This is a genomic window from [Bacteroides] pectinophilus (genome assembly GCA_025146925.1).
Classification (GTDB): Bacteria; Bacillota; Clostridia; order Lachnospirales; family Lachnospiraceae; genus Bacteroides_F; species Bacteroides_F pectinophilus.
In genome coordinates, this window is sequence record CP102260.1 from 1,731,556 (window position 1) to 1,746,710 (window position 15,155).

General features: G+C 41.7%; 11 protein-coding genes. 1 reads left to right on the forward strand and 10 read right to left on the reverse strand.

What is annotated here, in order from left to right:
• Nucleotides 1-15: 15 nt before the first annotated feature.
• From NQ488_08140 to NQ488_08185, 10 genes are all read right to left on the reverse strand, one after another.
• Nucleotides 16-834 (reverse strand): lytic transglycosylase domain-containing protein, encoded by an 819-nt coding sequence (locus tag NQ488_08140; protein UWN94558.1) that lies wholly within the window; start codon nt 832-834, stop codon nt 16-18.
• Nucleotides 835-894: 60 nt separating this feature from the next.
• Nucleotides 895-1,344, reverse strand: a complete 450-nt coding sequence (locus NQ488_08145) for an NUDIX hydrolase (GenBank protein ID UWN94559.1) — start codon at nt 1,342-1,344, stop codon at nt 895-897.
• A 79-nt stretch (nt 1,345-1,423) separates the two neighbouring features.
• Nucleotides 1,424-4,204 (reverse strand): penicillin-binding transpeptidase domain-containing protein, encoded by a 2,781-nt coding sequence (locus tag NQ488_08150; GenBank protein UWN94560.1) that lies wholly within the window; start codon nt 4,202-4,204, stop codon nt 1,424-1,426.
• 26 nt (nt 4,205-4,230) lie between these two features.
• Nucleotides 4,231-6,606: a U32 family peptidase gene (locus NQ488_08155; GenBank protein UWN94561.1), complete on the reverse strand. Its 2,376-nt coding sequence runs from the start codon at nt 6,604-6,606 to the stop codon at nt 4,231-4,233.
• 80 nt (nt 6,607-6,686) lie between these two features.
• The gene (locus NQ488_08160; GenBank protein UWN94562.1) at nt 6,687-7,094 is read right to left on the reverse strand and encodes a cell division protein ZapA; all 408 of its coding nucleotides are present in this window, start codon (nt 7,092-7,094) and stop codon (nt 6,687-6,689) included.
• Between the two features lie 27 nt (nt 7,095-7,121).
• The gene (gene gpmI / locus NQ488_08165) at nt 7,122-8,663 is read right to left on the reverse strand and encodes a 2,3-bisphosphoglycerate-independent phosphoglycerate mutase (protein UWN94563.1); all 1,542 of its coding nucleotides are present in this window, start codon (nt 8,661-8,663) and stop codon (nt 7,122-7,124) included.
• Between the two features lie 240 nt (nt 8,664-8,903).
• The gene (gene tpiA, locus NQ488_08170; protein ID UWN94564.1) at nt 8,904-9,662 is read right to left on the reverse strand and encodes a triose-phosphate isomerase; all 759 of its coding nucleotides are present in this window, start codon (nt 9,660-9,662) and stop codon (nt 8,904-8,906) included.
• Nucleotides 9,663-9,889: 227 nt separating this feature from the next.
• A complete protein-coding gene (locus tag NQ488_08175; GenBank protein ID UWN94565.1) occupies nt 9,890-11,083 on the reverse strand; it encodes a phosphoglycerate kinase in 1,194 nt (397 codons plus the stop codon).
• A gap of 99 nt (nt 11,084-11,182) precedes the next feature.
• Entirely contained in the window at nt 11,183-12,199 is a 1,017-nt protein-coding gene (gene gap, locus NQ488_08180; protein UWN94566.1) for a type I glyceraldehyde-3-phosphate dehydrogenase, read from the reverse strand.
• A 199-nt stretch (nt 12,200-12,398) separates the two neighbouring features.
• Nucleotides 12,399-14,069 carry a Na/Pi cotransporter family protein gene (locus tag NQ488_08185; protein UWN94567.1) on the reverse strand — a complete coding sequence of 557 codons (1,671 nt, stop codon included), beginning with the start codon at nt 14,067-14,069 and terminating at the stop codon, nt 12,399-12,401.
• Between the two features lie 256 nt (nt 14,070-14,325).
• Here NQ488_08185 and NQ488_08190 point away from each other — a divergent pair, with 256 nt between their 5' ends.
• A complete protein-coding gene (locus tag NQ488_08190) occupies nt 14,326-15,144 on the forward strand; it encodes a histidinol-phosphatase HisJ family protein (protein ID UWN94568.1) in 819 nt (272 codons plus the stop codon).
• The last annotated feature ends 11 nt before the right edge of the window (nt 15,145-15,155 follow it).

The window sequence follows — 15,155 nt, forward strand, 5'->3', positions numbered from 1 at the left end:
CATATTATTAAATAACTAATTATCTCCAAACAGTACTCTCGACAGATTATTACTCATCTGCATTCTCTCAAGTTCATAGAACTTCTGCTGTTCACTTATCTTCTGCGCACTCCCGGATGCATCTTCTTCATCATCCGGCTCTCCGATTGTAGTTCCAAGCATCTTCATATATATTGCAATGAACTTAAGATAGTCATCATACGGGAACAAATCTTCAACCGTGTTCTCCTTGCCATTGCTTATCTTAACCGGCGTGCCGCCGCGCAATACTTCGGATGTACTGCCCTGCCCGGATGTTCTCGATGTATTGTCCGCTGATATATATGATAAATCTTTTTCAAGGCCGCCATCAAGTATGTCGTTAATCCTGCGGATATAATTCCTGGTCTCCTCATAAGGAGGCACACCGCCATACTTGGCAACTGCACCGCTTCCCGCATTATATGCAGCGAGTGCCAGCGTTGTATCACCATCATAATCATCAAGCAGATATGCAAGCATCTTCGCCCCGCCTGTTATATTCTGTTCCGGATCAAATACATCTTCTACTCCAAGCCCTTCTGCAGTCTTAGGCATAAGCTGCATTATTCCTGAAGCTCCGCAGGATGATACTGCATTGGCATCGAATCCCGATTCCGCCTGTGCAACGGCCTTAAGAAGGTCTACCGGCACTTCATACTCTTTTGCAACATCCTGAAATATATCTTCAAGAGTTCTTGTCTTTTTGTCTATCACGGAATCAAATGTCTCCTCTGCATTATCCGTCATACCCGCCGCATTCTGCGACTGCATTGCTGTTTTGTCCGCTGCATTAACTGCCTGTAATATGTTCATCAAAACTACTCCTTAATATATGCAGTATTCTCAGATTAAGACTATGAATATATGGAGAAATCACATATTATGTGTTCCCCACATATTCCTTTTCTTAAGTTCAAGATACTGTGCATATGCTTTCTCAAGTATCTGCCTCTCGTTAGGATACTTAAGAAGATGATATGCCTCGTTATACTTATAATATCCGGAGTCACAAAAGTACTCCTCTTTTTGTGGTTTGCTGTAATAGCTGTCCGATATCATAAGATACCAGTGAACTTCCTTGTCGACTACATCCTGCGGTATTGAAAATGTATATGTGCTTCTTCCCACATAACTTACAATTCTCGCATCGGCTCCGCTCTCTTCCTTAACTTCACGTATAGCCGTATCTTCATAGTCTTCTCCCGGCTCAACAGTTCCTTTGGGGAACATCCAGCCATCGTACTTATTCTTAAGATTCTTATACAAAAGAAGAATCTTGCCACGGAAGATAACCACACCGCCACAACTGGTTGCCTCAATCATTGCAGAACCTCCTGTTCCACGGCGTCTTTCATTTGTAAACATTATACTATCTTATACATCTTCAATCAAGGCAAAAAACTTATTTTGTGAAATAAGTATCAAATACTTTTTTTGCAACTTCCTGTGCGCTGTCATATCCCGAATATCCGCCTTCAAGTACTACACTGATAACAATCTCAGGCGAATCATACGGTGCAAATCCGACGAACCATGAATGGCTGTCTTCTGACACGTCATCATACTGTGCCGTTCCCGTCTTACCTGCAACCTCATACGAAGTATTGCGGAAGCTTCTTCCTGTTCCTTTTGTACACACCTCGCGCATGAACCCCTTAACAGCCTGGGCCTCCGGCTCAGTTATCGGTGTTGAATACTGCTCCGGTTCGTATTCCTTTATGACTTTATTGTCCTGGGATACAACCTTTTCAATAAGATATGGCTTCATCATAACACCGTCATTAGCAATTGTTGATGTAATAATTGCATTGTTAAGCGGTGTAACCTGTGTCTTACCCTGTCCGATTGCCGTCTGCATCTTCTCACCGACAGAAGAATTACCTTTCATTGTAAAGCTGCTCCTGCTCGTCTCTATTGAAAGCGGAATGTCCTGATTAAACAGGAAATCATTGCAGAGCGAATTAAATGCATCTCCGTCAACATCCAGCCCCATATTGGAGAATGCTGAATTACATGAATTGGCAAATGCTGTTGAAAGCGTCTCATATCCATGTGCAGTCGAATTATAGCAGTGTATTACAGAACCCATCACATCCGTACTTCCCTTACAGCTGTATCTGTAACTCTCATAATCAGGATTCTCCCTTACATACTGTAATGCCGTAAGCATTTTGAAGGTTGAGCCCGGCGGATACAGTCCCTGTGTTGCACGGTTAAAAAGCACCGAATCATTACTGCTGTAAGAAAGCCATGTCTCCCACTGGTCAATCGCATCATTCGGATTGTAATCCGGCTTGGAAACCATTGCAAGTATCCTGCCGGTCGACGGTTCCATAACAACGATTGCACCCTTGTTATTCTCCATTGCAAGGTACGCTGCTTTCTGAAGCTGCACATCAAGTGTCGTTACAACATTATTGCCTACAAGCTTCTTACCGGATATCTCGCTGTATGCTTTGTTTACAATATTGCTTCCCGAATCGAGAAGATCTGCATTCCCCATGCCTTCAATACCCGACTTGCCTCTCGTTGACATGCCGACAACATGGCTGAACACTCTTCCGTAAGGGTATACTCTCGATTCACTTCCGGTCTCATCCACTTCCGTATACGCAAGGATTGAACCGTTACTTGCCATTATGCTTCCTCTTGAGACCTTCTCTTCCCTGGCATTATTACGCGTATTATATGAATTATTAAGAATCTGAGGTGCAGTCTTTACATTAAAATATACAAGATATCCTATCAGCAGGGCAAATATAGCAGCAAATACCGACAGAATGACAACTGTTGCCGCATCGCTTGAACGGTCGGTCGATATATCAACTCTGCGTCTTTTCCTGCGCACCTTGCCGCCGTTTTTTGCATCTGCCTTCCGGACGACAACATCGCTCTCACGCATCACATACATTCCGTTGACTATAGCGACCATTATAATCGATGCCAGCATTGAACTGCCGCCGTAACTTACGAATGGAAGTGTAACACCTGTAAGCGGTATAAGCTTAATTCCTCCACCAATAGTAAGGAACACCTGGAATGCGTATGTAACTCCGATTCCGACAGCCGTAAGTCTGTAGAACTGTGTCCTGCACATTGATGCGATGTTAAGCATGAGCATCAGGTTGGTAAGACATAAAAGAATTAACCCGATTGCAAATACGATACCAAACTCCTCACATATTGCCGAGAATATAAAATCTTTCTCAGGCACAGGTATCATATTCGGGCTTCCCTGATTAAGTCCCGTACCAAACCAGGAGCCGGTTCCTATAGAGAACAGTGACTGTGCTATCTGATATCCGCGGTCTTCTATATACGTCCATGGGTCAAGCCATATCAGGACACGCACACGGATATGCGCAAACAGCTTATATGCTATAACCGAAGCTCCCGCACCTGCAAGCATGCCTACCAGGATATAGTACCATTTTCTTGTGGCATCATAGAGCATAAATACATAAACAACGAAGAATATAAGTGCCGCACCAAGGTCCTTCGACGCTACAAGGATGACAACGTGAAGCGCTGCCGCAAGCGATGTTACCACAATCCTTTTGAACGAATCAGAAGCATTGAACATTGCAGCAACAAACATTACATATATGATTTTCACAAATTCCGTAGGCTGGATTGATACACTGCCTACCGTAATCGCAAGCTTGGCACCAAATACTTCATCACTTATAAGTACTGCTGCCAGAAGTGCTATTCCCACTATAAAATAGAGAAACGACAGATTCCTGAAGCTCCTGACCTTCTTAATCATCCACGGGATAAAGAATGATAAAAGTCCTCCCGCTGCCACGAATATGAACTGTCTCAGACATTTCTCAAACGAAAGTCTCGCAAGAATTACAAATCCCACAGCTATAAGCATGCACATATTATTAAGCAGCAGTCTTGACGCGTTAGGATAAAGCATTGTAAACATCAGCAGAAATACTATAAAAAATACAAGCTGTGCCGCATAAAGTATCGCGTAATTAACATCTCCGTCCTTCATATACAGAATCAGATATCCAAGAAAATGAAACGAAAACATCATCATATTCTGTACTATTCCGGCCGCGTTACGTGTAGTATCCTTTTTTGTCGTAGCTCCCCGTACTGTTGCATATACATAAAAAATCATAAGCATGGCAAAGAGATATCTTGCCATCTCTGTAATAATAGAATTCATAAAATCTTCCTTCACCTACCGGCATTCTATAAAATCTGCCTGTCAAAATGTCCGTGTGTTGTATGCGTATAGCATTCTCCGGACATGTTCTTCCCCTCTGATATCAGAATTGCATCTCTGATTATGTGGCTTATACAATCTTTATCTTCTGATGTAAATGTCAGGCGCCAGGACCCCGGGGCCATCCGCCTTATCTGCTCCGGCATATCAAGGACAGATACAGCATCTGACATATATGTTACAGCATAACAGTTTCTGCATCTTGACGCAACATCAAAACATCTCTTCCTGTCATCTGTAATCTTCGTTACCCCGCACATTCCGTCACACATATTCCGTGTCTTTCTTACGCAGTTTTCCGATATCATAACAGGCACTCTGCCATAAACCATCAATTCAGAATTACCTATTCCAAGCTGTAAAAGTTCATTTACGGTAAGCTCATAAGGTGCCGTATCTGTTATAATCTGTGGAAATTCAATGTCGAATCTCATCCTTGCCCTTGAGTTCATCGTATACAGACCTGCGTCAGTGATAATTCTGTCATCCGGTCTGAGCCTTGTAATGATTGCAGCCGATTCAAGATTGCGTACAAGCCATGCATCAGCATTTATCATATCTGCATCTTCCGCCAGTTTTTCAATATATTCTGACGTTCTGCCTCTTACAACATATGGCAGTGATATATATGCATTATGTCCATCCTTGTGTATTATATCAACCATCGCGGCAAGTTCTTTTGAATCTTCAAATGCTTCTGCTTCTATATATATTCCGTCGATGCCGTCCATTGACGATACAAAACGAATCATATCCATGCAATCCGAAGACACACTGTCAATCATTACATTAACCTTGTTGCCAGTGAACCCTTTGTGCTCTGATTGGTGCTGCCATTCAAGTGCCGCTTGCGCCGAACAATTATCAGTGCTTCTCTTGTAACGCGCCGTAAGTGCATTAGTTAGCTCCGTAACAGCCTTGCGTCTTAGCTCATTGAGCTTTCCGTTGGGCAGGAATACGTCATTATCCATATTAATCTCAAGATTCTCAAGTATATATGGTGTATCATTCATCCTGCTTATCTGCATCTGCACGCCCTCAGCCGTAAGCGGTCTGTTCATTGCACGCATGACCGTCTCTCCCTGTACCGCTATACATGTATCATCCTTCCACAGTACAAGCGATGCTTCTTTATCCGGCTGAAGCGTAATCGCGCCCTGTATTGCCGTCTTGCAGTCTGCCTTCGTATATCTGTCAAGAATATCATTAATAAGCGAATTATTGCGGACTCTGTAAAGCTTTCTGCCCTTTTGCATCACATATTTTTTAGGAAGGCTCAGCGTTACCGTGCCACCCGGCTTAACCGCTCCTGCAAGCGTATAATCAAATTCCTTCTCTAAGTCGAATACATCTCCTTTATTAAGCAGAACAAGCGCTTTGCACACAGCACTTCCCGGCTTGGATGATATCACTTCCATAGCACATGTTCCCTGATGATTGGGCTTTGTCAGTGATACCATGTCACGGCCTTTCTTGCCGGGATAATATCCTTTTGAGAATCCTCCTCTGTTGTACAGATCAGATAAGCTTATCAGATCCCGTTCATGTGGCTTTACTGCATTCTTTCCATACTCAAGGTACTTATCAAGATATCTTCTGTAGACAGATACAACGCCCGCAACATATTCGCTGCTCTTCATTCTTCCCTCTATCTTAAAAGAATCAACCCCCGCCTGTACAAGCTGCGGAATAAGTTCAAGAGTACACATGTCCTTGAGGCTGAGTACATATTCATTATCATATTTCATCCTGCACGGCTGGGCGCATCTTCCACGGTTACCGCTTCTGTCACCAAGCATGCTGCTCATAAGGCACTGTCCCGAATAGCTGTAGCACAATGCTCCATGTACAAAGCTTTCTATCTCTATATCAACATTTTGGTCAATCTTTTTTATATCATCCAGTGTAAGCTCTCTTGCGGGTACAACTCTTGTTGCTCCCATTCTCTTCAGCAGTCCGGCGCTCGCACAGCCTGTCACAGCCATCTGCGTACTTGCATGTATATCAAGTCCCGGAAATGCTTTCTGTATAAGATCGAATACCCCCCAGTCCTGGACAATCACCGCGTCAAGCCCCGCCTCATAGAAAGGAAGCAGGTAGTCATACAACGGCTCACCCATTTCATTTTCTTTAAGAAGTGTATTAACCGTAAGATATACCTTGCGGTCTCTTATATGGGCAAAATCAAGTGCCTCAAGGAGCTGCTCCTTATCAAAGTTACCGGCATATGCACGTGCACCAAATGCACTTCCGCCAAGATACACCGCATCAGCGCCGGCATTAATGGCCGCCCTGAACGCTTCATATGTGCCTGCCGGTGCAAGTAATTCCACATTCTTCATATCCGCATTTCCATTCATCCAATAATATATTCTGTCATATGCTAAAAAGCATCCGTGCCATATAACACGGATGCTTAAATTTATTTTTTGGAAGCTTCAAGTTCCGTCTCAAGTCTTACCACGTTCTTTTGAAGTTTTCCAATCTCAGCTTTAAGTTCCTCAATCTCCTTGACCGAAGCGTTATACTTAACATCAGCTGCAATCAAATCATATTTGTAGTCCGATATCTGTTTATCTTTTGCTGCAACATCATTCTCAAGAGCATCAGCAGTCTTCTTAGCCTTGAAATAGTCATCAGCTATGTTAAGATACATCATATTGGCCCTTATTTCAGATGACAGTCTTCGATAACCATCTTCAGCCATCATCTCATTCAATTTGCTATTGATGTAAGCAGCTACCTTCTGAAGGTATTCCTCACTCTCGTATCCGCTCAGTGTATATACCTTGCCGCCAAGAATCACCTCAGTATTGTTCTTTGATGTCATCTGCTCCTCCTCATAATTATCATTTGATTACTTTCTCACAAGAAGACTCTCTCCTGTCATATCAGCAGGCTTCTCCATTCCCATCATCTCAATAAGTGTAGGAACTATATCTGCAAGTCTTCCTCCCTCCCTGAGAGTGTAATTCTCATCATAGTTAACAAGAATAAACGGAACAGGATTCGTTGTATGCGCTGTAAAAGGCTCACCTGTCTCATAGTCAATAAGCTTCTCGGCATTACCATGGTCAGCGCAGATAAACATCTGTCCGTCAACCTTCCTGATTGCATCAACAACACGTCCAACGCATCCGTCAACTGTCTCAATTGCCTTAATTACTGCATCCATTATACCTGTATGTCCAACCATGTCAGGGTTTGCAAAGTTAGTTATGATAACATCATACTTTCCTGATTCTATCGCTCCTACAAGCTTATCGCAGACTTCAGGTGCACTCATCTCAGGCTGAAGATCATAAGTGGCAACCTTAGGTGACTTAATGAGTATTCTGTCCTCACCCTTGTTAGGCTCTTCAACACCACCGTTAAAGAAGAATGTAACATGCGCATACTTCTCTGTCTCAGCAATTCTGCACTGTGTCATGTTATGTGCTGCAAGGAATTCACCAAATGTATTATTAATTGCAACCTTATTGAATGCAACGCTCTTATTAGGAATTGTAACATCATACTCTGTGAAACATACATATGTTACATTCTTACGTGGTCCACGGTTGAATCCCGTGAATTCATCATCACAGAAGCATCTTGTTATCTCTCTTGCACGGTCAGGCCTGAAATTATAACAGATAACAGAATCATTATCCTTAATTACCGCAACAGGTCTGCCATCCTTCTTAATTACAGTAGGAACAACGAACTCATCTGTCTTACCATCTGCATATGATGCTTCCATTGCAGCAACTGCATCTGATGCCTCAGCACCTTCGCCCTTTGTAAGTGCATTATAAGCAGCCTCTACTCTGTCCCATCTGTTATCTCTGTCCATTGCATAGTAACGACCGGCAAGTGTTGCAATTGCACCGACACCAAGCTCGTCCATCTTAGCCTGTACAGTCTTCACATATCCAAGACCACCCTCTGTAGGAGTATCACGTCCATCCATAAATCCGTGCAGATATACATTCTTAAGTCCTTCTCTCTTAGCAAGCTCAAGAAGTGCAAGCACATGTGTAAGGTGGCTGTGTACTCCGCCATCTGAAAGAAGTCCGAAGAGGTGAAGATCTGAATTATTCTTCTTACAATTCTCTATAGCACCAAGGAGTGCTTCGTTCTTAAAGAAATCTCCATCCTCAATCTCCTTGGTTATTCTTGTGAGCTCCTGATATACAATTCTTCCGGCACCCATATTGAGATGTCCGACTTCTGAGTTGCCCATCTGCCCCTCAGGAAGTCCGACTGCCATTCCGCTGGCAAGTCCCTTAACAAATGGATATTCCTTCATAAGGCTGTCCATTACAGGTGTATTGGCATTAGCAATACCATTGCCCTCTTTTCTGTCACTAAGTCCATATCCATCAAGTATCATCAGTACTGTAGGTCTTTTGCTCATCTTAATCCTCCATTCCCGCCCCTCCCGGGGCATTCCGAACTTGTGCGCAATCACAAATCCGGGGTGTAAAATCTCTGATTCTACACCATTATCTTCTATCTTGTTATTTCAAATGTTCTTCAATCTAGTATATTATCACATTTGTATTTCTTATGCAATCACAAAAAAGTCCCGCGACATCTGCACACGCAGCCGCCGCAGGACTCTCTGCCTTATATGTATTCAAAATTCTTGAAGTTATTATATACTCTTTCTTCCAAATTCAACAATATCAGCAAATTCAGGCTTAAGGCTTGCTCCTCCGACAAGACCTCCGTCTATATCCGGCATTGCGAACAATTCTTCAGCATTGGACGCATTAACACTTCCACCATACAGAATCCTTATTGCATCAGCAGTTTCCCTGTCATATATACGTTCTATGCATCCCCTTATATCAGCACATACTTCCTGAGCCTGCGCACTTGTTGCAACCTTACCTGTTCCTATAGCCCATATAGGCTCATATGCAATAATTGTATCATGGGCTTCTTCCCTGCTCACATTATAATATGCCGAACGTATCTGCTCTTCCACAAATTCAAGTGTCACACCATGTTCTCTCTGTTCAAGCGTTTCTCCACAGCATATAATAGGTATAATCTTATGCTCGATAGCTTTTTTAACCTTCATGTTGATGACTGTATTGTCCTCACCAAATATCTGTCTCCGCTCTGAATGTCCAAGTATAACATACTTCACGCCGGCATCTACAAGCATTGATGCTGAAATCTCTCCCGTATATGCTCCTTGCTCCTCATAGAACATATTCTCAGCTCCAATTGCAATGTCAGTTCCCTTCACCGACTCAACCGCCGCAACAAGTGAAATGGCAGGAACACAGAACAGAACATCTACGCCTTCAGTACAAATCTTATCTTTCATATCGGTAAGAATTGATCTGACCTCTCTCGGAGTCTTATTCATCTTCCAATTACCAGCAATAACTTTCCGCCTCATAACTACGTCCTCCAACTGTATGCCAATGTATGATCTATGCCATACAACACTCCTACCCCTTTAGGCATATATCTTTTTGATGTATTTATTATACTACTAATGTTCAGATTTTACCACCTAAATTGTGCTTCATTTCAAAAAAAATATCAGAATTGACACTCACCTTGGCAAAAAAATAACCTTTAAGGCATTATCTGCCTTAAAGGTTAAAAAATTCTCAAACTTAATTATCTGTCATTAGCTGCTGCAACACCAGGGAGTTCCTTACCTTCAAGGAATTCAAGCGATGCGCCGCCACCTGTTGAGATATGAGTCATCTTATCACCAAATCCAAGATTGTTAACTGCAGATGCTGAATCACCACCGCCAATGATTGTTGTTGCATCCTTAAGCTCAGCAAGTGCCTGTGCTACTGCAATTGTACCCTTTGCAAAGTTATCAAACTCAAATACACCCATAGGTCCGTTCCATACTACTGTCTTGGCATCCTTAAGTGCTTCCTGATAAAGTGCGCATGTCTTAGGTCCGATATCCATACCCATATCATCATCTTCCTGCTGACCTGCTTCAACAACATGGAAAGGCGTATCGTTCTTAAATTCTTTTGTTACAACTGTATCAACAGGAATAAGAATCTTAACATTCTTAGCCTCAGCCTTCTCAATCATCTCTTTTGCATAATCAAGATACTCATCCTCTACCAGAGACTGGCCTACATTACCGCCAAGAGCCTTCTGGAATGTATATGACATACCACCGCCGATAATAAGTGTATCAACCTTATCAAGAAGATTGTTTATAACTGAAATCTTAGAAGAAACCTTAGAGCCTCCAAGAATTGCTACAAAAGGACGTACCGGATTGTCTACCGCATTACCAAGGAAGTCAATCTCCTTCTCCATAAGATATCCAACTACCGCTGTATCAACAAACTTTGTCACACCAACATTAGAGCAATGTGCTCTGTGGGCTGTACCAAACGCGTCATTAACGAATACATCACAGATTGATGCAAGATCCTTGCTGAACTCATCACCGTTCTTAGTCTCTTCCGGTCTGAAACGTGTATTCTCAAGAAGAATAACATCACCGTCATTCATTGCCGCAACAGCAGCTCTTGCATTGTCACCAACAACTGTATCATCAGCCGCAAACTTAACTTCCTGTCCGAGAAGCTCTGTAAGTCTCTTTGCTACAGGTGCAAGTGAAAATGCCTTATCCGGTCCCTTTGGCTTGCCAAGATGTGAGCAAAGGATAACCTTGCCGCCATCATTGATAAGCTTTTTAATTGTAGGGAGTGCTGCAACAAGGCGGTTCTCATCTGTAATCTTACCATCAATAAGCGGTACATTAAAATCGCATCTTACAAGAACTCTCTTATCCTTTACGTTGATATCATCAACAGATTTCTTATTAAGCATATTAATCCTCCATTATTAAATTACTATATTGTTATTTTAAAAATGAGCCCGGCAAAGTTACCCATACCGGACTCATTAATTAAGTTTTCTTCTTAACTATTATGCTAATTCTGAGAAGTACTTAATTGTTCTAACCATCTGGCTTGTATATGAATTCTCATTATCATACCATGAAACAACCTGAACTTCATATAAGTCATCAGCGATGTGTGAAACCATTGTCTGAGTTGCATCAAAGAGTGAACCATATCTCATACCAACGATATCTGAAGATACTATCTCATCTTCGTTGTAGCCGAATGACTCTGTCTGAGCAGCCTTCATTGCAGCATTAATCTCTTCCTTAGTTACATTAGCCTTCTTAACTACTGCTGTAAGGATTGTTGTTGAGCCTGTTGGAACAGGAACTCTCTGAGCTGAACCGATAAGCTTACCGTTAAGCTCTGGAATAACAAGACCGATAGCCTTAGCTGCACCTGTTGAGTTAGGAACAATGTTAACTGCAGCTGCACGGCTTCTTCTAAGGTCGCCCTTTCTCTGAGGACCATCAAGTGTCATCTGATCACCTGTGTAAGCATGGATTGTGCACATAATACCTGACTGGATTGGTGCATAACCATTAAGAGCTGCTGCCATAGGAGCAAGACAGTTAGTTGTACATGAAGCTGCTGAAATAACTGTATCCTCTGGCTTTAATGTATTGTGGTTTACGTTGTAAACGATTGTAGGAAGGTCATTTCCTGCTGGAGCTGAAATAACAACCTTTCTGGCACCTGCCTTAATATGAGCTGAAGCCTTCTCCTTAGATGTATAGAAACCTGTACACTCAAGAACAACATCAACACCGATTTCTCCCCAAGGAAGTTCCTCAGCGTTAGCCTTAGCGTAAATCTTAATCTCCTTACCATCAACTGTGATTGAATCTTCGCCTGCCTTAACTGTATCAGCTAATGCATACTTACCCTGTGAAGAATCATACTTAAGAAGGTGTGCAAGCATCTTAGGGCTTGTAAGATCGTTGATTGCAACTACTTCATATCCTTCTGCACCAAACATCTGTCTGAATGCAAGTCTGCCGATACGGCCAAAACCATTGATTGCTACTTTTACTGCCATTGTAATTCCTCCTAGAATATTTAAAAAAATTATTACCCTATTAACTATAGCATTACATATTTTACATAATAAAATCAAAAAATTCAAGACAATTTTTTCTTTTTTGCAATTTTTGATAAATATGCTTGTTTTATTGTATGTTTTGTCGTTTTTTTGTATATTTATCTTATAGTAACGCTATATTTTGTATACAGTATCCCTATATCTCATCCATAACACATTTTACAATGTTATTGGCATGATCCGACACGCGTTCTACATTAGAAAGTATGTCGAGGAACACAACACCATTCTGTGGGATACACTGTCCATTGGAAAGTCTTTGTATGTGCTTGTCTCTCAATTCTTCCTCAAAATTATCAACATCATCCTCAAGCTGACGCACCTTACGTACATATTCCGCACTTCCTGTTGCTCTTGCCTGAAGTGCAGTTCCAAATGAATCCTGAACCATGCTGCATATCTCAACAAGTTCTTTTGTGCCTTCTTCAGAGAACGCAATCTTATGCTCTGTTTTGTACATTGCAATCTCTGCAAGATTCTCTGCATGGTCTGATATTCTCTCCACATCAATTATTGCATGAAACAGGTCATTAACAAGAAGATGCTGGGACTCATTAAGTGCCAGATTATTAACTTTAGCAAGGAATGCCGTAAGTGTCTCTTCGAGATAATCTACTCTTTTTTCGGTTCTGAATACCTTTTGTGCAAGTTCGGTATCATTATTGATAACAGCCTGCATGGAATCACATATATTCTGATATGATATTCTTCCCATCTGGAGGACTTCCTTAAGTGACGTCTCGACTGCAAACGATGGTGACTCAAGAATTCTGTCATCAAGGTGGGTCTGCGGATAATCACTGTCTGTCTGTACATCTGTTGCTGCCTCATCCTCTCCGGGAACAATTACAGCAGAAAGCTTAACAAGTACATTCACAAACATAGACATAATAAGTGTACATGTAATGTTAAAGAATGTATGGAAAAGTGATATTTCAACACTTGTAATATTGTGTGCCGCAATATCAGGTCTTATTGCAAATAATACAAATGCAAGCGTACCAAAAAGTATTGCACCTGCGACATTGAACAGCAGATGGATACATGCTGCCCTCTTTGCCGTCCTGTTAGCTCCCACACAGGAAATAAGTGCCGTCACACATGAACCGATATTCTGTCCGAGTGTAATAAATATTGCTGCATTAGTAGTAACAACTCCATTGAGTGCAAGTGTCTGCAAAATACCGACAGATGCAGATGAACTCTGAAGAATCGCTGTAACAATAACACCAACCATAACACCAAGAAGCGGATTAGATCCAAACACTTCAAATGCCTTTGAAAAAATCGGCAGTTCAGTATAAGGTGATATTGAACCTGACATAAAATCAAGTCCCATAAATAAAAGACCTATACCTACCACTATCTCTCCGGCAAGCTTCTGCTTGTCCTTCTTGGCAAACAGAATAAGGAACGCACCTATACCGACCAGAAACGGTGCGTAAAATGACGGTGAAAATGCTTTTGCCGCACTTCCAAGCTGCCCCATTGATACTATCCATGCAGTTATTGTAGTACCAATATTAGCTCCCATGATAACACCGGCAGCCTGCGTAAGTGTAAGAATACCGGCATTAACAAAACCAACCACCATAACCGTAGTTGCACCACTGCTTTGTATTATTGCAGTAACAAGCGCACCAACAAGAATCGCAATGAATCTGTTACTGGTAAGCAGTCCAAGAAGCTTCTGCATCTTGCCGCCTGCCGTCTTCTGCATTCCATCAGCCATAAGATTCATTCCGTAAAGGAACATTCCTATGCCGCCTGCGAACTCAAACAGATTACCCACATCCGTTAAACTCATAATTCCTCCAGTAGTTGATTTTTAATTATTTTTATCGATAGCATTATATCATTGCCATTCATTTTTGTAAATAAAATGTAAGTTTGATGTATATATAAAGTATATTCTGACTATATCAATGTCATTGGCTTTTGACCATTGGCTTTTGGCTCCGACCTGCTCCGGCATCACATATATTATCATCATGTATCCTTGACGTATATCAACGCCCATCTTATAATTTTACTGTCTGAAAACACTGTATGGAGGATACACAATGAATATAATAAGTGACAATCATCTTCACTCTTCATTCTCATCTGATTCAAACGCTTCATCGGAATCAATGATTCAAAAAGCTTTAAAACTTGGACTTACATCCATGTGCTTCACGGAGCATAATGACTACGACTACCCTCCCGAGGATGGGAAAATCGTCTTTAAAATTGACTTTGACAGTTACTTTGATACACTGTCCGGGCTGCGTGAAAAATACCGCAGTCAGATTGATATACGGATCGGTATTGAGCAGGGACTTATGGCGAGTGTGGCTTCAAAAGTTGATGCATTCGACTCTGACAGCCGTCTTGATTTTATAATCGGTTCATCGCACCTTGTCAACGGAGACGATCCGTATTACCCTGAATTCTGGGAATATTCAGATGTAAAAACAGCCATACTTTCTTACTATGAAAGCATTATCGATAATCTGAACACATGTCATAATTTTGATGTGTACGGCCATATTGATTACATAGCACGTTATATTCCAAAAGACCGTATATCCGAATACAAAGAAAAAGATTTTTATGATATCCTCGATGCTATATTGCATACAATAATTACGAATGGCAAAGGTATTGAACTCAACACTGCCGGTCTTCGCTACAGCACCGCACAGACTAACCCATCACCATTTATTCTCAGAAGATATCGTGAACTTGGCGGAGAGATTATTACGGTAGGATCTGATGCCCACGCTCCTGAATATCTTGCATATTCCTTCGACAGAATACCGGTTATTCTCAAAGAAGCAGGCTTCAGATATTATACTGAGTTTCGGGCAAGGAAGCCTGAATTCAAAAAGCTTTATTAATCTGCATTTTG

Excerpts from the sequence above, each read along its gene's own strand:
- NQ488_08140 (UWN94558.1), bottom strand. The coding sequence starts at position 834 with ATGAACATATTACAGGCAGTTAATGCAGCGGACAAAACAGCAATGCAG.
- NQ488_08145 (UWN94559.1), bottom strand. The coding sequence starts at position 1,344 with ATGATTGAGGCAACCAGTTGTGGCGGTGTGGTTATCTTCCGTGGCAAG.
- NQ488_08150 (UWN94560.1), bottom strand. The coding sequence starts at position 4,204 with ATGAATTCTATTATTACAGAGATGGCAAGATATCTCTTTGCCATGCTT.
- NQ488_08155 (UWN94561.1), bottom strand. The coding sequence starts at position 6,606 with ATGAAGAATGTGGAATTACTTGCACCGGCAGGCACATATGAAGCGTTC.
- NQ488_08160 (UWN94562.1), bottom strand. The coding sequence starts at position 7,094 with ATGACATCAAAGAACAATACTGAGGTGATTCTTGGCGGCAAGGTATAT.
- gpmI (UWN94563.1), bottom strand. The coding sequence starts at position 8,663 with ATGAGCAAAAGACCTACAGTACTGATGATACTTGATGGATATGGACTT.
- tpiA (UWN94564.1), bottom strand. The coding sequence starts at position 9,662 with ATGAGGCGGAAAGTTATTGCTGGTAATTGGAAGATGAATAAGACTCCG.
- NQ488_08175 (UWN94565.1), bottom strand. The coding sequence starts at position 11,083 with ATGCTTAATAAGAAATCTGTTGATGATATCAACGTAAAGGATAAGAGA.
- gap (UWN94566.1), bottom strand. The coding sequence starts at position 12,199 with ATGGCAGTAAAAGTAGCAATCAATGGTTTTGGCCGTATCGGCAGACTT.
- NQ488_08185 (UWN94567.1), bottom strand. The coding sequence starts at position 14,069 with ATGAGTTTAACGGATGTGGGTAATCTGTTTGAGTTCGCAGGCGGCATA.
- NQ488_08190 (UWN94568.1), top strand. The coding sequence starts at position 14,326 with ATGAATATAATAAGTGACAATCATCTTCACTCTTCATTCTCATCTGAT.